The organism is Amycolatopsis sp. WAC 01376, from assembly GCF_003947415.1.
Classification (GTDB): domain Bacteria; phylum Actinomycetota; class Actinomycetes; order Mycobacteriales; family Pseudonocardiaceae; genus Amycolatopsis.
In genome coordinates, this window is sequence record NZ_QHKL01000002.1 from 350,193 (window position 1) to 374,841 (window position 24,649).

23 protein-coding genes and 1 pseudogene are annotated in these 24,649 nt (G+C 69.0%); 17 read left to right on the plus strand and 7 right to left on the minus strand.

Annotation, left to right across the window (positions count from 1 at the left end; all coding sequences use genetic code 11):
• Window positions 1–80 precede the first annotated feature (80 nt).
• Window positions 81–1,094: a 4-hydroxy-3-methylbut-2-enyl diphosphate reductase gene (locus tag DMH03_RS10945; RefSeq protein WP_199748824.1), complete on the plus strand. Its 1,014-nt coding sequence runs from the start codon at window positions 81–83 to the stop codon at window positions 1,092–1,094.
• A gap of 89 nt (window positions 1,095–1,183) precedes the next feature.
• Here the strand turns inward: DMH03_RS10945 and DMH03_RS10950 are convergent, their stop codons facing one another.
• Window positions 1,184–2,071: a DUF6542 domain-containing protein gene (locus DMH03_RS10950; protein WP_125791904.1), complete on the minus strand. Its 888-nt coding sequence runs from the start codon at window positions 2,069–2,071 to the stop codon at window positions 1,184–1,186.
• A 497-nt stretch (window positions 2,072–2,568) separates the two neighbouring features.
• A complete protein-coding gene (gene rmuC / locus DMH03_RS10955) occupies window positions 2,569–3,483 on the minus strand; it encodes a DNA recombination protein RmuC (RefSeq protein ID WP_125791905.1) in 915 nt (304 codons plus the stop codon).
• A gap of 178 nt (window positions 3,484–3,661) precedes the next feature.
• On the opposite strand from rmuC, the gene DMH03_RS10960 reads away from it, so the two are divergent.
• On the plus strand, window positions 3,662–4,813 hold the full coding sequence (locus tag DMH03_RS10960) for an exonuclease SbcCD subunit D (protein WP_199748826.1): 1,152 nt from the start codon (window positions 3,662–3,664) through the stop codon (window positions 4,811–4,813).
• Window positions 4,810–7,761, plus strand: a complete 2,952-nt coding sequence (locus DMH03_RS10965) for an AAA family ATPase (RefSeq protein ID WP_125791906.1) — start codon at window positions 4,810–4,812, stop codon at window positions 7,759–7,761. The genes DMH03_RS10960 and DMH03_RS10965 overlap by 4 nt, the downstream gene beginning before the upstream one ends.
• Window positions 7,762–7,845: 84 nt before the next feature.
• On the opposite strand, the gene DMH03_RS10970 is transcribed toward DMH03_RS10965, so the two are convergent.
• A complete protein-coding gene (locus tag DMH03_RS10970; RefSeq protein WP_125791907.1) occupies window positions 7,846–8,346 on the minus strand; it encodes a methylated-DNA--[protein]-cysteine S-methyltransferase in 501 nt (166 codons plus the stop codon).
• Complete coding sequence (locus DMH03_RS10975) at window positions 8,346–9,809, minus strand: DNA-3-methyladenine glycosylase 2 family protein (RefSeq protein ID WP_125791908.1); 1,464 nt, start codon at window positions 9,807–9,809, stop codon at window positions 8,346–8,348. Before DMH03_RS10975 ends, DMH03_RS10970 begins: the two co-directional genes overlap by 1 nt.
• Before the next feature lie 105 nt (window positions 9,810–9,914).
• On the opposite strand from DMH03_RS10975, the gene ychF reads away from it, so the two are divergent.
• The 7 genes from ychF (at window position 9,915) to DMH03_RS11010 (ending at window position 14,942) form a co-directional block, all read left to right on the plus strand.
• Window positions 9,915–10,997 (plus strand): redox-regulated ATPase YchF, encoded by a 1,083-nt coding sequence (gene ychF, locus DMH03_RS10980; RefSeq protein WP_125791909.1) that lies wholly within the window; start codon window positions 9,915–9,917, stop codon window positions 10,995–10,997.
• A gap of 48 nt (window positions 10,998–11,045) precedes the next feature.
• On the plus strand, window positions 11,046–11,588 hold the full coding sequence (locus DMH03_RS10985; RefSeq protein ID WP_125791910.1) for a type IV toxin-antitoxin system AbiEi family antitoxin domain-containing protein: 543 nt from the start codon (window positions 11,046–11,048) through the stop codon (window positions 11,586–11,588).
• Between the two features lie 11 nt (window positions 11,589–11,599).
• Complete coding sequence (locus tag DMH03_RS10990; RefSeq protein WP_199748827.1) at window positions 11,600–12,433, plus strand: nucleotidyl transferase AbiEii/AbiGii toxin family protein; 834 nt, start codon at window positions 11,600–11,602, stop codon at window positions 12,431–12,433.
• Window positions 12,434–12,474: 41 nt separating this feature from the next.
• Window positions 12,475–12,678, plus strand: a complete 204-nt coding sequence (locus DMH03_RS10995) for a ribbon-helix-helix protein, CopG family (RefSeq protein WP_125791911.1) — start codon at window positions 12,475–12,477, stop codon at window positions 12,676–12,678.
• Window positions 12,675–13,076, plus strand: coding sequence for a type II toxin-antitoxin system death-on-curing family toxin (locus DMH03_RS11000; protein ID WP_125791912.1), 402 nt, complete (start codon window positions 12,675–12,677; stop codon window positions 13,074–13,076). The genes DMH03_RS10995 and DMH03_RS11000 overlap by 4 nt, the downstream gene beginning before the upstream one ends.
• An 83-nt stretch (window positions 13,077–13,159) precedes the next feature.
• The gene (locus tag DMH03_RS11005; protein ID WP_125791913.1) at window positions 13,160–14,200 is read left to right on the plus strand and encodes a transcriptional regulator; all 1,041 of its coding nucleotides are present in this window, start codon (window positions 13,160–13,162) and stop codon (window positions 14,198–14,200) included.
• A gap of 31 nt (window positions 14,201–14,231) precedes the next feature.
• On the plus strand, window positions 14,232–14,942 hold the full coding sequence (locus DMH03_RS11010) for a prevent-host-death protein (RefSeq protein WP_125791914.1): 711 nt from the start codon (window positions 14,232–14,234) through the stop codon (window positions 14,940–14,942).
• 74 nt (window positions 14,943–15,016) lie between these two features.
• Here DMH03_RS11010 and DMH03_RS11015 read toward each other — a convergent pair whose 3' ends face one another.
• Window positions 15,017–15,385, minus strand: coding sequence for a hypothetical protein (locus DMH03_RS11015; protein ID WP_125791915.1), 369 nt, complete (start codon window positions 15,383–15,385; stop codon window positions 15,017–15,019).
• A gap of 42 nt (window positions 15,386–15,427) precedes the next feature.
• Here DMH03_RS11015 and DMH03_RS11020 point away from each other — a divergent pair, with 42 nt between their 5' ends.
• The 4 genes and pseudogenes from DMH03_RS11020 (at window position 15,428) to DMH03_RS11040 (ending at window position 19,610) form a co-directional block, all read left to right on the plus strand.
• The gene (locus tag DMH03_RS11020) at window positions 15,428–15,967 is read left to right on the plus strand and encodes a hypothetical protein (protein WP_125791916.1); all 540 of its coding nucleotides are present in this window, start codon (window positions 15,428–15,430) and stop codon (window positions 15,965–15,967) included.
• A 32-nt stretch (window positions 15,968–15,999) separates the two neighbouring features.
• Window positions 16,000–17,957: pseudogene (locus DMH03_RS42530) on the plus strand (DUF6357 family protein).
• Complete coding sequence (locus DMH03_RS11035; RefSeq protein WP_125791919.1) at window positions 17,954–18,475, plus strand: hypothetical protein; 522 nt, start codon at window positions 17,954–17,956, stop codon at window positions 18,473–18,475. Before DMH03_RS42530 ends, DMH03_RS11035 begins: the two are co-directional and overlap by 4 nt.
• A 64-nt stretch (window positions 18,476–18,539) precedes the next feature.
• Window positions 18,540–19,610 carry an ankyrin repeat domain-containing protein gene (locus DMH03_RS11040; RefSeq protein ID WP_125791920.1) on the plus strand — a complete coding sequence of 357 codons (1,071 nt, stop codon included), beginning with the start codon at window positions 18,540–18,542 and terminating at the stop codon, window positions 19,608–19,610.
• A 48-nt stretch (window positions 19,611–19,658) separates the two neighbouring features.
• Here the strand turns inward: DMH03_RS11040 and DMH03_RS11045 are convergent, their stop codons facing one another.
• Window positions 19,659–21,020 carry a M20/M25/M40 family metallo-hydrolase gene (locus tag DMH03_RS11045; RefSeq protein ID WP_125791921.1) on the minus strand — a complete coding sequence of 454 codons (1,362 nt, stop codon included), beginning with the start codon at window positions 21,018–21,020 and terminating at the stop codon, window positions 19,659–19,661.
• 99 nt (window positions 21,021–21,119) lie between these two features.
• Window positions 21,120–21,752, minus strand: a complete 633-nt coding sequence (locus DMH03_RS11050) for a TetR/AcrR family transcriptional regulator (RefSeq protein ID WP_125791922.1) — start codon at window positions 21,750–21,752, stop codon at window positions 21,120–21,122.
• Window positions 21,753–21,873: 121 nt separating this feature from the next.
• Here DMH03_RS11050 and DMH03_RS11055 point away from each other — a divergent pair, with 121 nt between their 5' ends.
• The 3 genes from DMH03_RS11055 to DMH03_RS11065 are packed head-to-tail and all read left to right on the plus strand — an operon-like array spanning window position 21,874 to window position 24,450.
• The gene (locus tag DMH03_RS11055; protein ID WP_125791923.1) at window positions 21,874–23,250 is read left to right on the plus strand and encodes a DHA2 family efflux MFS transporter permease subunit; all 1,377 of its coding nucleotides are present in this window, start codon (window positions 21,874–21,876) and stop codon (window positions 23,248–23,250) included.
• Window positions 23,247–24,077: an SDR family NAD(P)-dependent oxidoreductase gene (locus tag DMH03_RS11060; RefSeq protein ID WP_125791924.1), complete on the plus strand. Its 831-nt coding sequence runs from the start codon at window positions 23,247–23,249 to the stop codon at window positions 24,075–24,077. Before DMH03_RS11055 ends, DMH03_RS11060 begins: the two co-directional genes overlap by 4 nt.
• A gap of 31 nt (window positions 24,078–24,108) precedes the next feature.
• Window positions 24,109–24,450, plus strand: a complete 342-nt coding sequence (locus DMH03_RS11065; protein WP_125792877.1) for a helix-turn-helix domain-containing protein — start codon at window positions 24,109–24,111, stop codon at window positions 24,448–24,450.
• Window positions 24,451–24,649 lie beyond the last annotated feature (199 nt).

Sequence of the window (24,649 nt, forward strand, 5' to 3'; positions counted from 1 at the left end):
ACGCACATCCTTTCGAGGGGTTCCCTGGTCACCTGAACGTGAGTGCGAGGAGCCCCCAGGGCAGCCCGTACCCTGGGGGCATGAGTTCTGCGAGTCCCGGAATCACGCCAGCCGGCAGTCCGACGATCACCGAGTCCGGTGTGCCGGCAGGTGGCAAACGTGTCCTGCTCGCCAAGCCCCGCGGTTACTGCGCGGGGGTCGACCGCGCGGTCATCGCCGTCGAGAAGGCACTCGAGCTCTACGGCGCACCGGTGTACGTGCGCAAGGAGATCGTGCACAACCGGCACGTCGTGGACACCCTGCGCGAACGCGGCGTGATCTTCGTCGACGAGACCTCCGAGGTGCCGGAAGGCGCGTTGGTGGTGTTCTCCGCGCACGGCGTCTCGCCCGCGGTGCACGCCGAGGCGGCCGAGCGCAACCTGCGGACCATCGACGCGACCTGCCCGCTGGTGACGAAGGTGCACAAGGAAGTCAACCGGTTCGCGAAGGACGACTACGACATCCTGCTGATCGGCCACGAAGGCCACGAAGAGGTCGAAGGCACCGCCGGCGAGGCTCCCGACAAGGTGCAGCTCGTCGACACCGACGAGGACGTCGACAAGGTCGAGGTCCGTGATCCGTCGAAGGTCATCTGGCTGTCGCAGACCACCCTTTCGGTGGACGAGACCATGGAGCGCGTCGATCAGCTGAGGGACAAGTTCCCCGGCTTGGCCGACCCGCCCAGTGACGACATCTGCTACGCCACCACGAACCGTCAGGTCGCGGTCAAGGCCATGGCCGCCGAGTGCGACCTGGTGCTGGTGGTCGGCTCGACGAACTCGTCCAACTCGAAGCGGCTGGTCGAGGTCGCGCTGAAGGCGGGGGCGCGCGCGTCGCACCTGGTCGACTTCGCGCACGAAGTCGACGAAGCGTGGCTCGAAGGAGTCGAGACCGTTGGCGTCACCAGCGGTGCTTCGGTGCCGGAGGTGCTGGTCATGGACCTGCTGGCGTGGCTGGCCGAGCGCGGCTGGGGCAACGTCGACGAGGTCACCACGGCCAACGAGAAGATCGCGTTCGCGCTGCCGCACGAGCTGCGCAAGGCCGCCAAGGCCTGACGCCCGCTACGAAAAAGGGCCGCCCGAGGAGTTCCTCGGGCGGCCCTTTTCGCTGGTCAGGGCTCAGGCGATAGCAAAGGTCCCTTGCTTCACCGCTCGTCGTCCCAGGGGCGGCGGCGCGGCGGCTGCCCTCCGCGGCGCGGGTCGTCCGCGCGCGGCGGACGGCGGCGCGGGGCACCGGGAGCGCTTTCGCCACGCGGGTCACGGCGGCGGGGTTCGCCCTCTTCAGGCGGCCTCGGCCGCCGAGGCTGACGTCCCGGGGGCGGCGGTTTGCGGGCGCCGGGTTCGGCGTCGCGGCGGGGGCGTCGCTCGTCGTCGACAGGACGGCGGCGGGGCGGCGCACCCTCTCGCGGGGCACCGTCTCGCGGAGCGCCACGGCGGGACGGCGGGGGCGGGGTCTGCCCGGTCCGGGACGCGGGGCGGCCACGACCCGGCGCGGCGGCCGCGGGACGGACAGCGGGCTTGGCCTCGTCGCGACGGTCCGGTTTGGTACCCGGCTTCACCTTCACCGGGGCGTCGGGATCGCGTTCCCGGTAGATCCGGAAGACACCGATCGCCAAGGTGACGCCGGTGGTGATGGCCATCGTCGGGAAGCCGTTGATCAGCGGCGTTCCGACGTCGAAGGCTCTCGAGAGCAGGTCCGTGCCCTTGCTGCCGTCCGAGGTCAGGAGGATCACTCCCGGGACGGTCACGGCGAGGACCAGGGGCGGCTGCACCATCGGGCCGAACAACCCGCGGCGCTGGACGGCCACCACGGCGGCCACCGCGCCGAGCGCGTAGCAGGCTTTGAACAGCAGGCCCAGGTCCTTCTGCAGCATCATGTCGACGAAGGCGCCAAGGATGGCGAGCCCGAAGCCGACCAGGACGGCAGCCCACCAGGGCAGCCCGCGCCTGGCGCCGACGAGCGGACGCTCGTCCCAGGCAACGGGAACGTCGTCGGCATCAGGATCGCTCTGGCGATCGCGAATCGCGGTCACAGGCCCCACCGTATATCCAAGCTGCGGGCATACCGCCAACAGGCGGTGTGTCTATCGCCTGGTAGTGGTCATTCCGGACCACCCGGACGGGCTGTCCGGGTGTTTACGGGAGGTACTACGAGTAAGTGGCCGACAAGGTTGTCAGGCCGGGCGAAATGGAGCCTCCGATTCCGGAAGTCGCAGGTGGGGAAGGCTGTGCTCGGCCGTGCGGTACGGGCGCGCCGGCTGCCGGAAGTACATGAAGGGGTCCTTCAGGTACTGGGGACGGTGTGAAGGTCGAGTTTCCTCGGCTGAGCCGAGGGAAGGGGGCCTTCACGCGCCGCCGGCGATGGTGGCGCATATCGACCGACGCCTGGGCTGAAGGGGTCCTTCATCTCGTCGCACGCGGCGAAGGGCGTTTTCCCCGCATCGCATGCGGGGAAAGTCCCCTTCAGCCCCCGGCACAGCGAACCCCGAGCGAGCCGGCGCCCAACTTCACGCGCCGCCGTCCTGGGCACTCACGAGGCCGGGAGTTCGTCCGCCTTCCTGATCAGCGGGACCGCCGCCGGGCTGCCAGCGGCGTCCGTCAGCGGGGAGACCGTGCTCCGGAAGCTCTCGAGCGCCTCCAGCTCCCGCCGCCGGGCCGAGATGAAGCGCTGCAGGTGGGTGCTCGACAGGTTCAGCGCGTCGACCGCGTTGCCCGCGGCCCGGTGCGCGGCCGCGGCGCCCGCCCGGACCTGTTCGACGTCCTCGACCAGTGCCCGTTCGGTCGCGGCGAACAGCGCGGCGGAAGCCAGTACGGCGAATCCGGTCGGCCCGCAGACGAAGACCCGCCGGTCCAGCATCCAGCGCAGCAGTTCCGGGTCGGTGTCCAGCGCGGCCACCACGGCCGCGTCGGACGGGACGAACATGATCGTCCCGTAGATCGCGTCGGCCCAGCGCTGGTAGCCCTTGCCCGCCAGCTCGGCCGCCCGCGACCGGAGCTGCCGGACGTGGACGCGCAGCGCGTCCAGCCGTTCCTCGGGGTCGTTCGTTTCGACGGCCTCGGCCCAGCAAGCCATGCTCGCCTTCGCGTCGACCGGTACGGTCCGGCCGCCGCCGACCCGCAGCACCATGTCCGGTTTCGCGGCGCCGCCGCCCGCCAGATCCGTTTGCAGGGTGAAGTGCAGTTCCTCGCGGAGCCCGAGCGCGCGTGCGGTCTCCAGGAGCACCTGTTCGCCCAGTTCGCCGCGGCCGCTGATCGAGGCGAACGCCACCTCGTACCGCCGCAGCGCGAGCTGCTGCTGATCCGCCTTCGACCGTTCGGCGGCGACCAGTTTCGCCGCCGCGTCCGCCCGCCGCATGCCGTCGTTGTACAGCCGCCACAGCAGCGCGGCGGCCACGAGCAGCAGCAACGCGAGCACGACGGCCGCGGTGGTGATCACCGTCGCCACCGGTACCTCCCCTCCGGATCCGAGTCGGGGACATCATGGCGGAACCCACCGACAAAAACGCAGCGGCGCGGTCGCGCTCCGTATCTGACCTGCGCCGTCCCCGGCGTGTCGGAAAGCGCGGTGCCGCCAAGGGCGCGCCTCCCCTCTCCGGCCGGTGCGCGGCCCTACCTTGGGCTGCGTGAAGCTCCTGCACACGTCCGACTGGCATATCGGCCGCACCTTCCACGGCGCCGATCTGCTCGCCGAACAGGAAGCCGTGCTCGGCCACGTCGCCGATCTCGTGATCGCCGAGTCGGTCGACGTCGTGCTCGTGTCCGGGGACATCTACGACCGCGCGGTGCCCTCGGCGGAGGCCGTCCGGGTGGCCACGACCGCGCTGGGCAGGATCCGGCAGGCCGGGGCGAAACTGGTGATGACCCCCGGCAATCACGACTCCGCGCCGCGCCTGGGCGCGTTCGCCGAATTCGCCGCGGCGGGCGGTCTGTACCTGCGCGCCACGATCGACGGTCTCGCCGAACCGGTGCTGCTGCCCGACGAACACGGTGAGGTCGCGCTCTACGGGATCCCGTACCTCGAACCGGAGCCCGCGCGCCACGCCCTCGGCGTGCCCGAGGCCCGCGGCCACACCGGTGTGCTCACCGAGGCGATGCGGCGGGTCCGGGAGGATCTCGCCACCCGGCCGTCCGGGACGCGGTCGGTGGTGCTCGCGCACGCCTTCGTCACCGGCGGCGAGCCGACCGAATCCGAGCGGACCATCGCGGTCGGCGGCGTCGAACAGGTGCCGGGTTCGGTGTTCGACGGCGTCGATTACGTCGCGCTCGGCCACCTACACGGTCCGCAGACCCTCGCCGAGCACCTGCGCTATTCGGGCAGTCCGCTGGCGTACTCGTTTTCCGAGACACGCCAACGGAAATCCGTCTGGCTGGTGGATCTCGACGCCGACGGGCTCGCCGAGGTCCGGCGGCATGAACTGCCGGTGCCGCGCCATCTCGCGATGCTGCGCGGCGAGCTGGCGGACCTCCTGTCGGATCCGGAGCACGACGGCCTCACCGACCACTTCCTCTCCTTCACCGTGACCGACCGGGTCCGCCCGATCGACGCCATGCGCCAACTGCGTGAGCGGTTCCCGTACGCCGTGCACATGGACTGGCAGCCGGAGGGCGGCCATGACGGGGCCGCGCTGAAGTACGCCGAAGCCGTCCGCGGGCGGTCCGACGTCGAGATCACGCGTAGTTTCCTCGAGGACTGCCGCGGATCCGCGCCGTCGGACAGTGAGGAGCGGCTGGTGCTGGCGGCGCTGGGCGCTGCGGGCAGGGAGCGCGAAGTATGAGGCTGCACCGGTTGGAGGTCGCCGCTTTCGGGCCGTACGCGGGCCGCGAGGTGGTGGACTTCGACGTGCTCGGCGCCGACGGGTTGTTCCTGCTGCACGGTGACACCGGCGCGGGGAAGACGACCCTGCTCGACGCCATCGCGTTCGCGTTGTTCGGCACGGTTCCCGGCGCTCGTGGCGAGGTCAAACGGCTGCGCTGCGATCTCGCCGAGCCCGACCAGGTCACCGAGGTCGTCCTCGAACTGACCGTGCAGGGCCAGCGGATGCGGATCGCGCGCAACCCCGAGTACCAGCGGCCCAAACGCCGCGGCGAGGGAATGACCCTCCAGCAGGCGAAAGCGGTGCTGAGCTGGGTCGGCACGGTGCCGGCCGGACACGTCGCCGAAGGCATCACCCGCATCGACGAGGTCGCGCGCACGGTCGAACGGCTCATCGGCATGACGCACGAGCAGTTCTTCCAGGTGGTCTTGCTGCCGCAGGGCGAATTCGCGCGGTTCCTGCGGGCGAACACGGCCGAACGCGAGGAGTTGCTGGAGCGGCTCTTCGGCACCGAGCGGTTCTCCGACGTCGAAAACTGGTTCGCGAATCTGCGTGCCGAACGTGGCCGCGAGTTGGCGGCACGGCAGCAGTCGTTGCGGGAGTGGGTCGCGCGGTTCGCGCAGGTCGCACAGGAGGAAGCGCCGGAAGAGGGCCAGGCCGAGTGGGTCGACGCGGTGCTCACCGAGTCGGCCGAGCGGGTCGCCGAGGCACAGGAGCGGGACGCGAAAGCCCGCGCGGCGGCGAAAACGGCCGAGATCGTCTGGCAGGAGAACCGGTCGGCCGCCGAACGCATCCGCCGCGTGCGCACCGCGTACACACGCCTTTCGGCGATCGCCGAGCAGGCGGGGCAGCGCGCGGAGTGGGCGGAAGAGGTCGAGGCGGCACATCGGGCGGCCGCGGTGGCCGCCGACGCCGATCTCCTCGAACGCAGGCTGGATCAGCTCGCGGAGGCCGAGTCCGCGGAAGCTCTCCGTGCCCAGGAAGTGCCCGACGCCGCGGACAGTTCCGCCGCCGAACTTCGCGCTCGTGCCGGCAGTCTGCGTGAAGAGGCGGGTGCTCTCGCCGAACTCGTGGCGGAAAGCGAGCAGCAGCAACGGGATCTGGCTCGTCTGGCGCAGCTGGACGCCGCCGCGGAGAAGGCGCGGAAGCAGGCCGAAGACTTCGCCGCCGAATTGGGCACCGTGCCGGAGAAGCTCGCGGCCTTGCGGGTCGAAGAGGCCGCTGCCGCCGAGGCCAACGCGAAGCTCGACGGTGCTCGCACCCGTGCCGACGAACTGACCGCGCTGGTGCGCGACGCCGACGAAGTGCCCCGGGCGCGGCAGGCCGTCACGCAGGCGCGCGAAGTGGTCGGTGAAGCCGTGGACGGTCATCAGAATGCCCGTCAGCACCGGCTGGACCTGCGGGAGCGGCGTCTCGAAGGGATGGCGGCCGAACTCGCCGCCGGTCTGCACGACGGCGAGGACTGCCCGGTCTGCGGGGCGACCGAGCATCCGTCGCCGGCGACGCACACCGGCGGTCTGGTCGATCCCGAGGACGAACGCCGCGCCGAAGTCGCGGAGCAGCAGGCGCACGTGCGGCGCGAGAAGGCGAAAGCCGCGTTGCAGGAAGCCGAAAACGGCCTGGCGGTCCTGATCAAGAGGCTGGGCGAGCACACGGCCGAGACACTGCGGGCCGAGCTCGGCGAGGCACGCGATCTGGTCGCCACGCTGTCCGAGGCGGCTCGCCGGAAGCCCGCTCTCGAGGCCCAGGTCGGTGCGCTGGAACGGAAGATCGAGCAGCTGACCGAACGTCGCCGCGCCGCCGAGGGGACCGCCGTCGAGGTCGAGACCGAGGCCCGAGGCCTCGTCGAACGGCTGGCCGAACGCGAAGAACGGTTGGACTCCGCACGCGGCGAGTTCGCCGACGTCGGGGCGAAGCGTCGGCACCTGCTCGGCTTCGCGACCCGTCTCGACGCGCTGGCCGAAGCACGGCTCGCCGTCGCCGGCGCCCGCGAACGCCGCGACGAGCAGGCGAAACTGGTCAAGGAAGCGTTGCGGGCCAAGGGTTTCGCGGATCTCGACGAAATGCGTGCCGCGTCGCGGCCGGACGAGCAGATCACGAAACTGGAGAACAGCCTCACCGACGCCAACGTGATGGAACGGGCCGCCCGCGAGGAACTCGCGCAGCCCGAGTTGTTCGGCATCTCGCCGGAGGACGAGATCGACGTCGCCGCTTCGGCGGATGCGGCGCAGGGCACGCGAGCCGAGGCCGAGCAGGCCTTCGCGGCACTGCGGGCGGCCAAGACCCGGCACACGGACCTGACCGGGCTGGCCGAGCGGATGACGTCCTTCATGGCGGAACTGGCGCCGGTCGAAGAGCGGTATCGCGAACTGAAGGCGCTGGCCGAAGTGGTCAACGGGCGCGGGCAGAACGCGCGCAAGATGTCGCTGCGCTCGTACGTCCTGGCCGCGCGGCTGGAGGAGGTCGCGGTCGCGGCGACCGCTCGCCTGCGGACGATGAGCCAGGGCCGCTACTCCTTCGTGCACTCCGACGCCGCCGGTGCCCGGGGTACCCGCGGCGGGCTCGGCCTCGACGTGCTCGACGACTACTCCGGCACCGTCCGGCCCGCGAAGACACTCTCCGGCGGCGAGTCGTTCCTCGCGTCACTCTCACTGGCACTGGGCCTCGCCGACGTCGTCGCCGCCGAAACCGGCGGAGCGCTGCTGGACACGCTGTTCATCGACGAGGGCTTCGGCACGCTGGACGCCGAGACACTCGACATCGTCATGAACATCCTCGACGAGCTTCGCGCCGGCGGTCGCGTGGTCGGGCTGGTGTCGCACGTGGAGGAACTGCGGCAGCGGATCCCGACGCGGCTGCGGATCCGGAAGTCGCGTACGGGCTCTTCGGTGGAGATCCACGCCGCCTGACCCGCTCCTCGCGCGCTATGAACGGACCGTTCCTTGCAAAATTTGCAAGGAACGGTCCGTTCATAGCATTCGGAGGGGGCGGAATCAGACCGCTTCGTGCGTCAGCAGCCACTGCTTCGCCGGGACACCCCACCGGAAGTTCCCCACGCCGCCGCCGGTCCGCACCACCCGGTGGCACGGCACGAACAACGCCGCCGCGTTCTTCGCACATGCCGACGCGGCCGCCCGCACCGCGGCCGGATTCCCCGCCAGCGCCGCGTATTCCGCGTAGCTCACCGGCTCGCCGGCAGGCACCTTCCGCAGGATTTCCCAAGCGTGCTCCCGGAAAGCGCCGGACCGTTGCCGCACCTCGATGTCGGCGACCGCGTCCAGGTCACCGTCGTGGTACCGGCGGATCGCGGTGCTCACCGGTCCGAGGTCGCGCCGCTCCTTCACCTCGCCGGGGGTCAGCGACGGCGAGATCAGCGGCGTCAGTTCGGCGACGTCGCTTGTCCAGCCCGAGGCGAGCACGGCCCCGTCACCCGCCACCACGGCGGTGAACGGGCCGATCTTCGTGTCCATCGTGGACCAATACGCGATGCTCATCATTCTCCCTTTTCGGCGCGCCACAGGTACATGCCGGCGTACGAGGACCAGGGCTGCCAAGCCCGTCCGCGTTCGGCCAGCGTCGTTTCGTCGTCGGCGATCCCCAGTGCGGCCGCGCCTCGGCGCACCGCCGGATCGCCGGTCAGCAGGACGTCCGGCGCGCCCAGTACGCGCATCAGGACGTAGTCCGCGGTCTGATTCCCGATTCCCGGGATCGCCAGCAGTTCCGCGCGCAATTCCGCGGGATCGCGGCCGACGTGGACCGAAACCCCGTCCGCCAGCGCGCTGGCCACGGCGGCCACCCGTTCCGGACCGTGTTCGGCGACCTGGGCCGCCGTCGGGAACAGCGTGGTCAACCCTTCCAGCGACTCGTCGCAGCTGGGCAGGCGTTCGCCGAAGGCGTCGGCGAGCGACGCCGCCTCGGCGGGGGACAGCAGCGCGCGCAGCACGAGTTCGTCGCCGTCGACGGTGCCAGGCACCCGGATGCCGGGGATCGCCTCGACCAGTGGCGCGAGTGCCGGGTCCGCCCCCAGGACCCGCGCGACCGCCTCCGGGTCGGCGTCGAGGTCGAGCAGCCGCCGCACCCTGGCCACCGCGCTGCTCAGGTCGCGCAGGTCGGTGAGCCGCAGGTCGCTGCGGACGTGGTCGTCCTTCGCAGTCAGCCATACGACACCCGAGCCGTGCGCGAGCCGCAGCGTGCGCCCGTAGCCGGTCACCCCGGACTCGTCGCGCGTCACGTGCTCGACGCCGGGGACGGCCCGGTCGGCCAGGAAGTCCAGCACCCCGGCCGCGTCGAACGGTTTCCGGAACGGCAGCCGCAGGCTCAGCCGGGTCCCGGTCGGCAACTCTTCGGCTTTGCGACGCCCGCGACGCAGGCTCGCCGCGCGAAGCTGCGAAGGCGTTGTCGCGAACACCTCCCGGATCGTCTCGTTGAACTGGCGGACGCTGGAGAAACCCGCCGCGAACGCGACGTCGGTCAGCGGGAGGCCGGACATCTCGATCAACAGGCGCGCCGAGTGCGCCCGATGCGCCCTGGCCAGCGCCAGCGGCCCGGCACCGAGTTCCGCGGTGAGGACGCGCCCGAGCTGGCGTTCGGAATAGCCGAGCCGCCGTGCGAGCCCCGGGACGCCGTCGCGTTCGACGGCCCCGTCCGAGATGAGCCGCATCGCCCGCGCGGCGAGGTCGGCCCGGATGTCCCAGTCGGGGGAGCCGGGGACGGCGTCGGGGAGGCAGCGGCGGCAGGCGCGGAAGCCGTTGGCCTGTGCCGCCGCCGACGTCGGGTAGAAACGGACGTTCTGCTGCTTCGGCGTCGACGCGGGACAGGACGGACGGCAGTAGATCCCGGTGGTGGCCACGGCCATGATGAACTGGCCGTCGAACCGGGAATCACGGGCGGCGACGGCGCGGTAACACCGTTCGGTGTCGCGCCACACGGCCCGTTCGGCCAAGGTCTGCTCGGTCATGACCTCGATCGTGCCACCAGGTCGAGGGCGCGGCTGGCGGAAATCCGACACGGCGATCAAGGCCTCGGCGGATGGGGCGGCGGACGGCACGTAGACTTCTGGCCCGTGAGTCTCACCCTCGGCATCGTCGGCCTGCCCAACGTCGGCAAGTCCACCCTGTTCAACGCGCTGACCCGCAACGACGTGCTCGCCGCGAACTACCCGTTCGCGACGATCGAGCCCAACGTCGGTGTCGTCCCGCTGCCGGATCCGCGGCTGGATCAGCTCGCCGAGGTCTTCGGCTCCGAGCGGACCGTGCCCGCCGTCGTGTCCTTTGTGGACATCGCGGGCATCGTGAAGGGTGCCTCCGAGGGCGCCGGCCTCGGCAACAAGTTCCTCGCGAACATCCGCGAGGCGAACGCGATCTGCCAGGTCGTGCGGGTGTTCGACGACCCGGACGTGATCCACGTCGACGACCGGATCGACCCGGCGAGCGACATCGAGACGATCAACACCGAGCTCATCCTCGCCGACCTGCAGACCCTGGACAAGGCGCTACACCGGCTGGAGAAGGAGGCGCGGACCAAGAAGGAAGCCAAGCCCGCCCTCGACAACGCGGTCAAGGCCAAGGAGATCCTCGACGGCGGCCGGACCCTGTTCCAGGCGCAGAAAGAGGTCGACTTCGAGGCGCTGCGCGAGCTGAGCCTGCTCACCACGAAGCCGTTCCTCTACGTCTTCAACGCCGACGAAGGCATCCTCACCGACGAGTCCCGTCGCGAAGAGCTGGCCAAGATGGTCGCCCCCGCGGACGCAGTGTTCCTCGATGCGAAGGTCGAATTCGAGCTGCTGGAGCTGGACGACGAGGAGTCCGTGCGCGAGCTGCTGGAGTCCGTCGGCCAGCACGAGCCTGGCCTGTACTCGCTGGCCCGCGCCGGTTTCCACACCCTCGGCCTGCAGACCTATCTCACCGCCGGCCCCAAGGAGTCCCGCGCCTGGACGATCCCGCAGGGCGCGACCGCCCCGCAGGCGGCGGGCGTCATCCACACCGACTTCGAGCGCGGCTTCATCAAGGCCGAGGTCGTGTCCTTCGCCGATCTGATGGAGCACGGCTCCATGGCCGCCGCCCGGTCCGCGGGCAAGGTGCGCATGGAGGGCAAGGACTACGTCATGGCCGACGGCGACGTGGTGGAGTTCCGCTTCAACGTCTAGTCGAGGCGCCATTTGTCACAACTCTACCGGTTTCGGTAGAGTTGTGACATGGCTTCCGAGGTCAAGTACCGGGACATCGTTCGCGAGATAGCGCTCGATCACTACGGGTATGTGACTACGAACGACGCAGTCGAGGCAGGCGTTCCTGCCGTTGAGCTCCCGAAGCTGGCTGCCCGGGGTGGCTTGGAGAACGTCGCATACGGGCTGTACCGCGTGCCGGACGTTCCTCCCACGAGATACGACCAATTCGCAGAGGCGCTCCTCCGTGTCGGCAAGGGTGCGTATCTCCATGGCGAGTCGGTATTGGCACTGTTCGGGCTCGCTGAGGTGAACCCCCGGCGGATCAAGGTGGCTGTTCATCGGCGTGCGCGCTCGAAGCTGCCGGCGTTCGTCGAGCTGACCCAGGTGAGAGGCGACGTGCGGACGACGTACTACGAGGGGCTTGAGTCCCAAACCGTTGCTGATGCCCTCCTTGAGTGTCGTGGACGTATCGAGGCCGAACGTCTTCTGGCTGCCGCCGAGCAAGCGCGAGCAGAAGGGCTGCTGACGACCGCCGAGTGGCGGGGTCTGAAGAAAGGGATTCGGCCGTGAGGTATTCCGGCGTGCCGACGAGTGTGCGCTCCCTGGAGCAGCGCGTCCGCAATCTCGAAGGCGGCGACGGCTTGGCGCAGCGTCGCAGGATCAGCATGGCACTGGTCGTCGTCGGCCAGATGCTGCCCGGAGGGGCGGTCAAAGGCGGCAGTGCGATGGCGTTGCGCTACGGGCGCGATACAAGGTTCACCCAGGATTTTGACGCCGCGCGGGTTCAGACGCTCGGCCGATTCCGCAGTGACTTCGAGGAGTCTCTAGCGGAGGGCTGGGCCGGTTTCACCGGCAGATTGATCGAGAAAGCCCCACCCCGTCCTCCGGCCGTTCCGACGGCGTACGTCATGCAGCCCTTCGAGGTGAAGCTCGACTATCGAGGCAGAGCGTGGTGCACAGTGAAGTTCGAGCTCGGTCACAACGAGATCGGCGATGCCGACGAGCCCGAGTTCCACCTCGCCGAGGACTTGGCCGAGCTCTTCACTGAAGTCGGCCTCGAAGCTCCCAAGCCGGTGCCGGTGATGCGCACAGACCACCAGATAGCTCAGAAGCTGCACGCTGTTTCCAGTGAGGGCAACGAACGTGCGCGCGATCTCGCCGATCTCCAACTTCTCGAGAAGCGTGAGAGTCTCGACCTCGAACAGGTCGCCGAGACGTGCGTACGGCTCTTCGACTACCGACGGCAGCAGGTATGGCCGCCGGGCATCGTCGCGGGTGAACGGTGGGACACGCTCTACGCCGAAGCGGCAGAGGGTCTGGATGTGATGCCGTCAGTCGAAGAGGCAGTCATCTGGGCCAACGACTTCGTGCGTCGCATCGCTGCAGCAGGCGTGGAATTCCACTCCAGCGCCTAAAGCAGAATTTGATCATGATACCGAAGTGGTATCATGGGCTCATGGCGATGACGTTGAGGCTGAACGACGAGCAGGAGCGCGCCTTGGCCTTGCTCGCCGAGGTCAACGGGGTGAGCAAGCACGAAGCGATCGTGCGGGCGATCACCGACGCCGCGGCCCGGTCTGTCCGTGACGATCGAGTGCGTGCCCTGTCGCGCGACGGGCGGGCGCGCTACGCGTCGTTGCTCGATCGCCTGGCGCAGTGAAGATCGAGTACCTGACCCTGGACGACCTGCTCACTCTCGCGACCGACCTTGGCGTTTCCCGGGTTCGGGACGTGGGCTTGCTCGACGCGGCGGCGCATCGGCCACGGTCGTCGCTGACGGGGCAGGACGCTTATCCGGGTCTGCATGAAAAAGCGGCGGTTCTGTTGGAATCGCTCGTCCGCAATCACCCGCTCGTCGACGGCAACAAGCGGCTGGGTTGGATGGCGGTGTTCGTTTTTTACGGCCTCAACGGTGTCGACCTGGAAGCGCCGGAGGACGACGCGTACGAGCTGGTGATCGCGGCAGCGACCGGGACCGTTGTCTACGAGGAAGCGGCCCAGCGCCTTGCGGACTGGACTCGCCCGGAAGTCGCTTCAACGTCTGATCACTTCGTGTGAGTAGCTAAGGCGCCTCCGGGGCCATCGAGTGGTGTTCGGTGTTCGGTATTGACCGAACATCGAACAGTGGGCATGATGTGTTCATGGGACCTCTCGAGCGAGAGCGCGCCGTCGTGGATGCCATCGTTGGCGCGACTGAGTCGCTTGGTCTCGTGACAGGGGTGGATCAAGGCGGCGACGTGACCGTCATGTTGCCGGATGACCGGAAGATCGCTTTTCAGATCAAGTCGGCTGCGTTGATCACCGCGGACAGCGTGCCGGGCCAACTTCGCCGATGGTCGACGAGCGCGCATCGCGATGTGCCGTTTGTGGTTGTGGCGGACAGGATCACCTCGGACGCGCGGGACAGGCTGAATCAAGCGGGCTGCAGCTGGCTGGACCTGCGGGGACATCTGAGGCTGACGGGCCAAGGCTTGTTCATCGACTCGGATATCCCTTCGTTGCTGAAGCCGGATGGCGAGCGGCAGGGCATAACTGGTCAGGTCGGTATCGAACTCGCCACTCTGTTACTGCTCGATCCGGCTGAGAAAGTCGGGGTCCGAGCAGCGGCGAAGATGTTGTCGCGCGCGCCGAGTTCGATTTCCGAAGCCTTTGCGGCTTTGCGGACCGCAGGACTCGTCGATGAGGACAACAGGCCTGCGGTTCCCGGCTTGTTCTGGGAACTCGCCGAGAACTGGAAGACCGTGAGCCGTGACGTGGCGAGCGTTCCGATGCCGCGTGGAGGGCGGGACAATGCCGCACTCCGGCTGGGGGTAGAAGACGTGGAATCGACCGTCGGATGGGCGTTGACCGACACGAACGCGGCGGCGGTCTACGGGGCACCCGTTTCGATCCGTGCTGGTCACCCGCCCGACTTCTATGTTCCAGACCAAAGTACGTTGCGGCGCGCCGTCCAACTGCTGGGGCCGGCCACGGCGTCTTCCTCACGCGCCGGCCGAGTTCGCGTCGCTCCCGTGTCGCTGGTGTGCGCTCGTCGTGTCGATGCCACGGAATGGACGAACGAGGAGTGGCCGCTGGCGGATCCTCTTTTTGTCGCGCTCGACCTCGCGCAGGATCCGGGACGCGGTAGAGAGATCATCGACGGCTGGACACCTGAGAAGAAGGTCGGGACTCGTGTCTGGTGAGCCTGAGGTCGTGGTTCTCACCGGAAGGTCGATGACCCAGATCGTCAGCGCGATACCCGTGGTGGCCGAGCAGACGGGACGTGCGGTCGTGCTTGTGGGCGGCCTCGCCGTCATGTGCCGGCTGACGACGCCGTACCGGGTGACAACCGACCTCGACACGGTTGATCGTCGAGCCGTGAACGAGGACTCACAGCTTCAACTCCTGGTGGCGGCCGGTGCGACGCCGAGCGGGCCGGCCGGCGCCTTGGTTCGCACCCCGTGGGGTGAGGTGCAGGTTGACGTACTCGAGGTTACTGACGCCGACATCGATGATCTTCCGGACGACCCGACCGACCGCCTACATGTCCAAGCTCATGCGTGGGCGGCGTCTACTGCGTCTGCGCTCTTGCTCAGCGCGGAAGAGCTCCCGCCCCTTACGGTGCGAGTTGCCGAGCCGGGTCCCCTTATCGCGATGAAACTGCAGTCGATAATGAATCGTGGCGCCGCCAAAGAGGGAACGGATCTCCTGGACATCGTGCGAATCACGCTTGACCGAACCTGCGGGCCGGCATCGCGAGATCAACTTGAATCCGCTGAATCGCAGCTACGCGCCGACGCACTTCTTCACACTCGACAATGGTTCGATCGCTTTGAAGCTCAATCGCTGCGAAAGATCAGAGCTGTGCCGGAGGGGCGAGACGTGGAGATCGAGGACTTGAGGTTGGTCGGTGACCTGCTCGTCGGAGCGCTCGGCCCTCGATGAGCCCACTCGGCCGCTCCCGGCCAGGACTACGGCCTGAGCCGACGGCGACGTCGTGAATCCGCTTCAACGTCTGATCAGACGCCGTAGCGTTCCTGGGACATCGTCGCGGGCGGCTTGCCGTGCCGCGCCGTGTAGGCCGCCACGATCTCGTCCGTCGTGTCCTCCCCGGCCTGGAGACGGACCAGGTACGGCACCACCCAGTGCAGGTCCGCCTCGTCGAACTCCTCTGTCCAGTTCGGACTGAGCCCGGTCCGGGACTCGTCGAGCACCTGCGAGAGGGCGACCTGCCCACCCGCGTTCACGGGATGCGGGCCCACCGAGATCGAGACGCGGGAAGCGGCGCCGGCCGGGTGCAGCGCCACCTCCATGGGGTGCGGGTGGTGGCCGGGTGCCGTGCGTGCGATCACGAGGAACCGCAGAGGCCCGCGTTTCGTCTTCTTCATGCGGCCATTCGAGCACGCCGCCACGGACCGAGGATGAACCGCATGACGAGCCCCGCCCCCTCACCGCTCGCCCATGCCCTGGCGCGCACGGACTTCGCGGAGAACTGGTACCGCTGGTGTGACGCCAAGCGTGACTGGGCGGCCGAGGCGACGGATACCTACGAGGAAGACTCCTTGCTCACCGCGAGTGGCGCGTACGCCGCGCTCCCCGTGAGCGAGTTCATCCAGGCGTATCGCGCGGCAGGCGCCGAGGTCTCGCGAGGATCGAGGGTCCCGGACGCGCGCCATCGGTCGTTCACCGTGGAGGTCGCCGCGGGACCGGCCGTGTGCAGCCTGGCGGTCCAGCTCGGGCGGGGGCTCAACTCCCAGGAGTGCGGTCTGGTGGTACTAGTGGACGGCGAGCAGCAGGGGCGGCCCGAGATGCTGCACACGATGGCGCTGGCCATCCGCCGCTTCCGGGGCGAGCCCGATCCGAATCCGCCCTACCCTCGGCCGATCATCGGCAGCCGCAGTCAGCTGGAGGTCGTTTCCCGCGGCATCGTCGACGTCCTCGGCCAGGTCGCTCGCGGATGGTCGTCATGACCGAGGTCCACTTCGCCCACGCGAGCCCCTGGATGCCGCGAGTGATCCGCGCGGACGGCGAGCTCAGGCTCGAACTCGATGCCGGAGCCAACGCCAACCATGATCCTCGCAGGTTCGCCTTCCCGATCTCGGAGGCCCACCTCGAGGTGATCCGGGGCGACCTGACCCGGTATCTGCTGCTGTGGAGCGCGATCCTGCCGCTGTGCGTGGCGGCCGGGATCCGGGGGCCGCTCGACGAACGCGCGGCGGTCGCGTTGCTGGACCCGATCCTCTTCGGCGCTCCCGCCGACGTCGAGTCGCTGTTCCGGGGCATCCGCTGGGACGAACGCCGGCTCGTCGCCCAGGGCGCGGACGTCGAGCTGCTCGGACGCGGGCAGCTCTTCGAGGCGTTGCGCTCCGCGAGCACGTGGTCCGATTGGTCGCTCGTCCACGAGTACGACGCGAACCGTGTTCCCGCCCGGCCGGCCCCGCTCGACGAGGCGCTCCTCAAGTACACGGGCCGCTACCCGTACGGCGGGAAGGCGGTCCGGGATCCGGGCGCCGTCGATCCCGGCCTGCTTCCCGAGGTGCTGCGGGTGATCGCCACCGCGGAACAGGCGTGCGCCGGGATGCGGATCCACCGCGACCGCCGAAGGAGTGAGGACGGCGTGAATCAGCGTGACTGGCGGCGAATCGAGGAGAAGGTCCAGCGTGCGGTTCGCCGCGCCTTCCCGGACCTCGCCGACGACGCGGTGCGCACGGTGAGCTTCCTGATGTGCTCCGAAGCCGCCGACGAGGCCAGAAAGCAAGGATGACGATGCGACCATTGACCTTCCGCGACGCCAAGGACAACGAGCAGAAGTGGGCTCCGGGAGATACTCAGTCCGCGCCCGACGCGTTCCAGGAGTTCGTCGACCGGCACCGTGCCGACGACAACGCGTCGTTCCGCGTCGAGGACGAGGAGAGCGAAGAGGCGCTGTCGCTCATGTTCGACGCCGGCACCATCTGCCGGGCCAAGGGGACGCAGGACTCGCGGATCGAATACCGCCTCGTCACCAACCGCGGTGACTACCGGACCCAGGTGGCCAACTTCGCCCGTGGCGGTTTCAGCGCCCTCGACCACCACGGTCTCTGGTGGCCCGACGTCGCCGCCTTCGAGCGTGCCCGGCTTCGCTCCCTGTTCGACGAGTCGATGCTCCGGCGGACCCACCCCCGCGAGCTGCGCCGCCGGCTGGACGTCCTGACCCGCATCGACGGGCACGAGCCGTCGACGGTCGACGGGGTCACGCACTTCGGCTTCGGCAACGGCGGCGGCGACACGGTCAACGCCTGGTTCACCGCCGAGGGCCGCGGTCTCGTGGTGACGTTCGACCACACCGGCGACCTCAACTTCTTCGAAGACCCGCAGGCGCAGGCAGCGCTCTACGACGGCGTACCGGCAGACCTTCTCGGCCTGGTGAGGAACGTGCCGGAAGCGGATACGACGCTCAATGCCTCGCATCCTGACGGCGGCACCCTCGTGGCCGCCACCGGCGTCTTCACCTTCTCCGGTCCCTGCGCCATGGCGGACGGGCTGGTGTCCCGTTTGCATGAAGAAGACCTGGGCGTCGAGGACACCGGGGTCGGCTGGCTTCTGGAGGGCTTTCTCGCGCTGGAGGACTTCACCCCGGCCGCGGTCGCCGAAGCCGTGGCTTGGTGGGGTTCCGAAGACATCGCGAGGGGTTTCGCCACGGCGCGCGAGCCGGAGCAGGTCGTGCCGTTCGACCGGGAGCTGGTGGAAGGCTTCTGCGAGATCTGGGCCGACTCCGGGTACAACGACCGCTGGGACGTGCATTACGTCCTGTTCGACAGCTACTCCCTCGAGGACGTGGGCGAGGAGCGGGACGAGCTTCTGACGTTGGTCCGGACGCTCGGGCTCGAGCGCGTGGACGCTCCGCCGGGAGCCGCCGACGGCGAGGTGTGGGTCCGCACGGATCCGCGTATCGACGCCGAACTCGAGCGCTGGGCATGAGTACTTCGGAAGGTCGTTTCGGGTATCACTATTTCGAACCCGAGGTCGCCGGCGGCTTGGGCCCAGGCATCGACTATGACCCGCGGCGTGGGGACGAACCACTCGTCGGCCCGCTTCACTATCAGTTCGCCGGTTGGCTCGGCGACGACATCGTCACGACGAGCGGGTACTGGATCGTCACCGGCAGGCTCGCCGACGCGCTCCGGGCCTCGCCACTCACCGGCTATGAGCTCGGCGAGGTAGTGGTGACTACCGACGAACAGTTCGACATGTTCTACAGCCACCTCGGCCTTCCTCGTGACTGGGAGCGGCTCATCCCCACCGGCACGGAGGAGGGCGGTGAGGACTTCGTGCTCGAAACCGTTGTCGACCTGCTCGTCAGTGACGCCGCACTCGAACTGTTGCGGCGGTTCCACATCGACGACGCCGACATCTCGCCCGCGGACGAGGGCCCGGTGGTCTCCGAAGTCATGCAGAAGTACCTCGAACTGCAGCGCGCGAAGGGCGACGAGGTCTAGATGCGCGTATCGAGGACACCGATGCGCGAACAACTGCGCCCGGATTTCGGCTGAGGAGAGCACGGTGGCACGAAAGCGCAAGACCCTTCCCAAAGACTTCGCGGAGAGGTTGACCTCGGCCCCGGTGGAGGAGCTCAAAGCCGTCTTCGGCAAATGCGAGATCGACGCGCGGGGTGGCTATGCCAAAGGGACCGCCATCGGCTTCCCGGAGTGCCCGGACGAGCTCATCGTCTGGCTGGCCGGGCAGGGCCTCGCCGTCGACACCCCGGACAGCTACGGCAGGACACCGCTTCACGCGCGGGCTTCACGCGCTGCTCCGAAGCCGATCGCGCAGATTCCTTTGCTGCTCTCTCTCGGCGCGGACATCGAGGCGGCCGACCGCTCCGGGCAAACGCCGCTTCAGACCGCTGTGGACGGATTGAATGCCGGGGCGGCGCGCGTGCTGATCGAGCACGGGGCATCGACCGAGGTGCTCGACAGGCGCGGCAACACGTTGTTGGCGCGAGGCCTGATCAGTACGCAAAACGCCGATATCCCCGAGTGTGTCGAGATCGCGAAGCTGCTGCTCGAACACGGTGCGAGCATCACGGCCGGGATGCGTCGGAAGGTCGAGCGGATCGGTAGTGGTTTCGAGTTCCACCGGGAGAACTTCAACCCCGATTTCCTCGAAGAGACCGACGCCGCGCTCAGTGAGCTGTACCGGATCTTCGGGGTCGAGCCGGTCGCCCGGCGGTCGACGCACGACGGGGTATCGCCGATCGTCGTGCCCGACGGACCCTGGCCGGAGCGGCACAAAGCGCTTTGGGAGCTTCTCGTGCCGTCGGCCGGCGCGGGGGCGACAGTGCAGTGCGAGGCCATCCGCGTCACCGGCCGGATCTTCGACGAAATGTTCCGGAACGGCGGAGCGAACTGGGACCGTGATTATCGTGCGATGGCCGACGCGTTCCCGGGTTTCGTGGCGCGGGGCGAGCCTCTCGGCGAAGAAGAACTCCAAGAAGCCAAGGAGATCGCGAAGCAGGTCAGGTCGGGCCGCGGCGCGGACGGTCACCTCGATCGCTTGAAGGAGCTCGCCGTCGTCTGGGTCGTGAACAATCCGGGCCCGATCGCCTTGGGGCCGGTGGACTACACACGGTGAGGGCGGGCCGCGTGTCCCCGGCAAGGCATCGGGGACACGCGGCGTGACTTACTTCCGCAGCAGGCTGTACGCCGCCGAGCCGATCAGCTCCAGCGAAACCTGAAGCCGCTCGAGGGAAACGTTGTCCTTGATGGTGTCTTCCGGCGTGTGGTACGTCGGTTCCAGCAACGCCGGGCCGGATTCGCCGCGCCAGCTGAAGTTGCCGGAAGCGATCCCGCGCTCGAAGAACGGCACGTGGTCGCTCGAACCGCGCGCGACCGGGCCCTTGACGCGCGGGTCGTAGCCGAGCCGTTTGGCGGCGGCGTTGACGGCCGCGGTCGTGGCGTTGTCGGCACCGTCGACCGAGAGCAGCCAGTAGGTGATCGCCGGGTCCCAGCTGGTGGCGACCATGTCGTTCTGGAAACAGCCGGTGATCCGCTGAGCCTCCGCGTCGGACAGGTTCTTGACGTAGTGCCGCGAACCGATCAGCCCGTACTCCTCCGAACCCCACAGCGCGAACCGCAGCGTCTTGTTCGTCGGCAGGTGGCGCAGGACGCGGGCGAGTTCGAGGCACAGCACGGTGCCGCTGCCGTCGTCGTTGGCGCCGGGGGAGCCGGGGACGCTGTCGTAGTGCGCCGTCACCATGACGACGCCGTCGTCCTTGCCGGGGAACGTGGCGGGCCGTTCGGCGATGACGTTGTACGACGTCAGGTTCTTGTGGTGGGTGGCCGTCGCCTTCACCGTGACCGAACCCTTGGCGAGCCGTTCGCGCAGGCGCTCCACCTGCACCTGGGCCAGGCCGAGCACCGGGATCGTGACCGGGGTGGCGAGCGTCGGCGAGAACGCGGACAGCTTGCGTGCCGGGTCGGCGCCGATCCGGCCGAGCAGCACGGCGTCCGCTCCGCGCTGCGCGGCCGTCAGGTACGCGTCGGCCTTGTTCGTCACGGCGGCGATCAGCACGATCTTGCCGGTCAGATCTTCGGGGAGGGTGCTGCCGTCACCGGCGTCGACGACGACGGCCTCGCGGGTGATGTCCTGCGCGCCCTGCGGCGAGGAGCCGGTCTGCCAGCTGTCGCGTCCGATCGACAGGGCACCCAGGAACTTGTCGGCGATCGGGAACGGCTGCAGCGTGACCTGGTAGCGCAGCTCGCGCAGCACCTTCGCGATGTACTCCTTGGCCCGCAGTTCGCCTTCGGTACCGGCGATGCGGGGGCCGATCCTGTCGCTGAGCACCCGCAGGTGCTCCAGCGCCCGCCGCGAACGGACCCGCGCGACCACGGGGTAGTCGCCGAACTCCAGCGACGGCGGGAACTGCGCGCCCGGTCGTTGCTGCGTGGCCGCGGCGGCGGCGCCGGGGTTGAGCCCGATCGTCGCCGCGCCCGCCAGTGCCACCGCGCCCGCGAGCACCTCACGTCTGCGCAGACCTGCCATGGAACACCCCTCACTTCTCGGAGAAACTCGTTCGAGTAGCTAAGAGTGACGGAGCCGCCGGGGCAACCTCCGTTCGTCCCCTTTTTCCGTAACGTTCCCTCAACCTTTGGCGCCGAAGGCTTTCAGGAAGGTATCGACGCCGGCCGCGGCGATGGCGCGAAGTTCGGTGTCGGGAGTACTGCGCGTGCCGAGCCTCGCCCGCTTGTCGGCCGGACCGGACAGCAGCGCGAAGAACTGGTCCGCGGCCAGGAGCGGGTCCGCGGTGTGAACGTGCCCGGAGACGGTGAGGCGGGCGAGCCGGTCGGCCAGCGCCTCGGCGACGCGGTCCGCCGCGCGGGTGTCGACGACGTCGAGCAGGTCGGGGAACTGACCGGCCTCGGCCGCGAGCAACCGTCGCAGCGCCCATGAGCGGTCGGCGCAGTAGCACTTGAGCAGTTTCAGGCCGACCGTTTCCAGGGTGGCCCGGAGATCGTCGCCCGCGCCGGTGAGCCGCTCGACCACGGCCAGGTTCTCAGCCAGTGCCTGATCCGCCGACGCGGAGACGGTCTCGCGGAAGAGGTTCTCCTTGTCGCCGTAGTGGCTGTACACGGTGGCTTTGGCGACGCCGGCTTCGGCCGCGATCACGTCCACGCCCGCCTGCGCGTATCCCTCTCGCGCGAACACGGTGAAAGCCGCGTCGAGGATCGCTTGCCGCTTGTCGATCCGGCCTCGGGCCGTACCAGTCCCACTCATGCTGTCAGCGTACCCGGACGGCCGGACAACCAGACTCGTCAGTCTGTCGAAGCAGACCTGCTAGTCTCGAACTCGCTGGTCTGAAAAACCAGACTGATGAGTCTGATTCGAAGGGAAGAACATGACGACCATCCGGGACGATCGGCTGGGCTCCTCGCTGCGGTCGCTGATCGGCGTGATCCTGCTCGGCGGCGCACTCGGCATCCTGAACAGCACCATGGTCGCGGTCGGGATCCGCGACCTCGCCGAGGACTTCGAAGCCTCGCTGGGCACCGTGGGTTGGGTTTCGACCGGCTTCCTGCTCGCGGTCACCGTCACCATCCCCGTGACCGGCTGGGCGGGAGAGGCCTTCGGCGGCAAGCGGATGTGGCTTGCCGGGCTCGGCGTGTTCCTCGCCGGCTCGCTGGGGTGCGGGCTGGCATGGGATATCGAAAGCCTGATCGCCTTCCGTGTACTGCAGGGGATCGGCGCGGGCATCCTCGATCCACTCGTGCTCACCCTGCTCGCCCGCGCCGCCGGGCCGCGGCGCGCCGGCCGCGTGATGGGACTGATGGCCGCCGTGCTCTCGCTCGGTCCCGTGCTCGGCCCGGTACTCGGCGGCGTGGTGCTGCAGGGTCTCGGCTGGCGGTGGATGTTCCTGCTCTGTGTGCCCCTCGGCGCGCTGGCGGTGCTGCTCGCGGTGCGCGTCATGCCCGCGGATCCGCCTGTCGAGCGACGGACACGGCTCGACGTCCTCGGCGTCGCCCTGCTCGGGCCGGGTTTCGCGGGACTGCTCCTGGTGCTTTCCCAGGCGGCCGACGGAGCGGACTTCGGCTCTTCTCCGGTGCTCGTCCCGCTGGTGGCGGGTGCCGCGTTGCTGATCGGTTACGTGATTCACGCGGTGCGCGGTGAGGCACCGCTGGTCGACATCCGGCTGTTCGCCCGTGGCGGGTTCGCCGCGAGCGTCACCGTCATGGCGCTGACCGGGCTGGCGATGTTCGCGAGCCTGATCGTCCTTCCGCTGTACTTCCAGCAGGTCAAGGGACACGGCGCGCTCGCGGCCGGACTGCTCGTCGCGCCGCTGGGCGTCGGAGCCGCGGTCGCCGCCCCGCTGGCGGGACGCCTCAGTGACCGGATCGGTTCACGCAACCTCGCGCTGGCAGGTGGTCTCGTGGCCACCTTCAGTGCTGTCTTCTTCACGAGGGCCGGCACCGGGACGGGTGACGTGGTCATCGCTCTCGCCGGGCTCGCCCTCGGCGCCGGACTCGGTTTCGTGGGCCCGCCCGCGATGGGGGCGGTGTACCGGACGCTGCCGGGGCCACTGGTACCGCAGGGAAGTTCGGTGCTCTACATGCTCAACCAGCTCGGCGGTTCGATCGGGGTCGCCGTGGTCGCGTTGCTCCTCGGCACCGCGACCGGTCCGGTCGCGGGCCTGCACGGGGTGTACTGGTTCGTGGCAGGCACCCTGCTCGTCCTGCTCGCCGCCGCCACGCGGCTGCCGGGAAGGGGTGACCGGTGAAGACGATCGTGATCTCCGGCGGCACCGACGGAATGGGCAAAGCCCTCGCGATGGAGTACCTCGGCCGCGGTGACAACGTCGTCGTCCTCGGCCGTGATCCGGCCAAAGGCGCGGTGTTCGCCGAAGCCGGCCGCGCGACGTTCATCCAGGCGGATCTCGGCCTCGTCGCGCGCAACCGGGAGGTCGTCGGACTGATCGCCGAGCGCTTCCCCGTCGTGGACGCGCTGGTGTTGTGCGCCCGCCACTTCCGCTCGGCCAGAGTCGAGACGGCCGAAGGTATCGAGAGCACTTTCGCGTTGGAGTACCTGAGCCGTCACCTGCTCGGCCATGGTCTCGCCGCGGCCTTGGGCAGGGCCGAGCGGCCGGTCATCGTCAACGTGTCCGGCCCGGGAACGGCCAAACCCGAGATCCGCTGGCACGACGTTTCGCTGACGCGGGGTTATCAGGGGGTCGGCGCGCAACTACAGGCAGGACGGGCCAACGACCTGCTCGGTGTCGCCTTCGCCGCCGAGCACGCCGGGAGCGGGATCTCTTACGTACTGCTCAATCCCGGCGGTGTCGCGACGAGCTTTTCCGGTGACTACGACGCGGCGACCGCCGCCCACGTCGAAGCCTTGAAGAGGTACGGCAAACCGGTCGAGGAGGGCATCGTGCCGATCATCGCCAGGATCGACGACCCGCCCGCGGAGCCGCTCAGCGCGTTCGTCGAAGGACGGCGGATCGCGCCGACCGGACCCGGTTTCGAACCCGCGGCGGCGAAACGGCTGGCCGAGGTCACCCGGAGGCTACTGGCCGAGCACGGGCCTGTGAGGCATCCGCGAGGGTAACTTCGGACCGGTGAAGCCGTTGAGTCCCGACATGTTCGCCCCGGGTTGCCCGTCGAACCTGACCCCGTTCCGGATCGGCGACAAATGGGCGGGCCTGGTCGTGCAGTGCCTGGAGGAAGGGCCGCGCCGGTTCTCCGAACTGCGGGTGCCGCTGAGGGGCGTCACGTCGAAGGTGCTCACGGAGACCCTCCGGGCGCTGGAGCGCGACGGCATGATCACACGCACGGCGTACGACGAGACGCCACCGCGCGTGGAATACGAGCTCACCTCGCTCGGCCGGACGTTGTTCGAGCCGATGGAGGCATGCCGGGAGTGGGCGGCGAAGCACCTTCCGGAGCTTGTCGCCGCCCGCGAGGCATACTCGGCCGGTTAGCCGAGGAGGCCGAGCACGACGATCGTCAGCAGCGTGATGGCCGCGGCGAAGGCGGTCACCCAGGCGCGCTGGGCGGCGGTGATCGAGGCGTTGTTCACGGCGGTTCCCCCGGGGGAGAGAAGCGACAGGTCCGCCGTGAACAGCGCGTTGATCAGGCTCCGCGTTACCTGCGGAACGCCGGTGTGAGCAAGATCACTGG

Excerpts from the sequence above, each read along its gene's own strand:
- DMH03_RS11065 (WP_125792877.1), top strand. The coding sequence starts at position 24,109 with ATGTTCGCCCCGGGTTGCCCGTCGAACCTGACCCCGTTCCGGATCGGC.
- DMH03_RS10985 (WP_125791910.1), top strand. The coding sequence starts at position 11,046 with ATGGCTTCCGAGGTCAAGTACCGGGACATCGTTCGCGAGATAGCGCTC.
- DMH03_RS10995 (WP_125791911.1), top strand. The coding sequence starts at position 12,475 with ATGGCGATGACGTTGAGGCTGAACGACGAGCAGGAGCGCGCCTTGGCC.
- DMH03_RS11035 (WP_125791919.1), top strand. The coding sequence starts at position 17,954 with ATGAGTACTTCGGAAGGTCGTTTCGGGTATCACTATTTCGAACCCGAG.
- DMH03_RS10970 (WP_125791907.1), bottom strand. The coding sequence starts at position 8,346 with ATGAGCATCGCGTATTGGTCCACGATGGACACGAAGATCGGCCCGTTC.
- DMH03_RS11010 (WP_125791914.1), top strand. The coding sequence starts at position 14,232 with ATGACCCAGATCGTCAGCGCGATACCCGTGGTGGCCGAGCAGACGGGA.
- DMH03_RS10965 (WP_125791906.1), top strand. The coding sequence starts at position 4,810 with ATGAGGCTGCACCGGTTGGAGGTCGCCGCTTTCGGGCCGTACGCGGGC.
- DMH03_RS11050 (WP_125791922.1), bottom strand. The coding sequence starts at position 21,752 with ATGAGTGGGACTGGTACGGCCCGAGGCCGGATCGACAAGCGGCAAGCG.
- DMH03_RS11045 (WP_125791921.1), bottom strand. The coding sequence starts at position 21,020 with ATGGCAGGTCTGCGCAGACGTGAGGTGCTCGCGGGCGCGGTGGCACTG.
- DMH03_RS11055 (WP_125791923.1), top strand. The coding sequence starts at position 21,874 with ATGACGACCATCCGGGACGATCGGCTGGGCTCCTCGCTGCGGTCGCTG.
- DMH03_RS11020 (WP_125791916.1), top strand. The coding sequence starts at position 15,428 with ATGACGAGCCCCGCCCCCTCACCGCTCGCCCATGCCCTGGCGCGCACG.
- DMH03_RS11005 (WP_125791913.1), top strand. The coding sequence starts at position 13,160 with ATGGGACCTCTCGAGCGAGAGCGCGCCGTCGTGGATGCCATCGTTGGC.
- DMH03_RS10975 (WP_125791908.1), bottom strand. The coding sequence starts at position 9,809 with ATGACCGAGCAGACCTTGGCCGAACGGGCCGTGTGGCGCGACACCGAA.
- DMH03_RS10945 (WP_199748824.1), top strand. The coding sequence starts at position 81 with ATGAGTTCTGCGAGTCCCGGAATCACGCCAGCCGGCAGTCCGACGATC.
- DMH03_RS11015 (WP_125791915.1), bottom strand. The coding sequence starts at position 15,385 with ATGAAGAAGACGAAACGCGGGCCTCTGCGGTTCCTCGTGATCGCACGC.